The sequence below is a fragment of the Bacillus sp. JJ1127 genome, from assembly GCF_036965845.1.
In the GTDB taxonomy this organism is placed as follows: Bacteria; Bacillota; Bacilli; order Bacillales; family Bacillaceae_G; genus Bacillus_A.
The window spans coordinates 1-672 of sequence record NZ_JBALQK010000308.1 but is presented as its reverse complement, the minus strand read 5'-3'; the positions used below and the strand labels follow the sequence as shown (position 1 = coordinate 672).

Here is a 672-nt window from a genome sequence, read left to right as displayed (position 1 = left end):
TATCGCCTTCTCTTAAACCGTCTAATCTTCTACGACCTCTATTGTCTTCACATTCTCTTTGACTTCCCATGATTATCCTCCTTTTAAATAAATATATAAATACGTAAACTAAGATAAGCGTTCTCTCTTCTTACCTTTAATCTTTTTATTCATTTAAGAAATTCTGCGAACACTAATAACGTCTAGGCTTGTGATATTAATATTTGCATGATTATCAACCCAAACAAGAAATCCATCTTCTACGCGAATAAAAACACCTACTCCATCGATTTGATCGCCACCAGAAAACACTTTAATTTTATCGCCTTCTCTTAAACCATCTAATCTTCCACGACGTCTAGGCTCAAACCTTTCTTCACATTCAAAATCATCTTCAAATTCTCTACGTCTTTCTCTTCTTCGACAATCATCAAAGTCACAATCTCTTCGGAAATTATCGAAATCGCAATCTCTCCGGAATCCATTACCTCTTCGCCCAAAGAACATTTTAACAACTCCTTTTCCTTGCTTTATACTCTTGCGTTATATTCTATGAAAGTAATGAAATAATTGATTAGACTTGTATCATCTATAAAGAAAAATGGAAAGATTTCTTGCTAAAAAAACAATAAATATGCATCAATTAAAAAACTGACATACAACTCCTCTTTTTAGGTGGGCGAGAGCATCTGG

General features: G+C 33.8%; 1 protein-coding gene. It reads right to left on the bottom strand.

Going from position 1 to position 672, the window contains the following annotated elements; translation table 11 throughout:
- Positions 1–153 precede the first annotated feature (153 nt).
- Positions 154–486 (bottom strand): hypothetical protein, encoded by a 333-nt coding sequence (locus V7183_RS23355; protein ID WP_335361000.1) that lies wholly within the window; start codon positions 484–486, stop codon positions 154–156.
- Between the last annotated feature and the right edge of the window lie 186 nt (positions 487–672).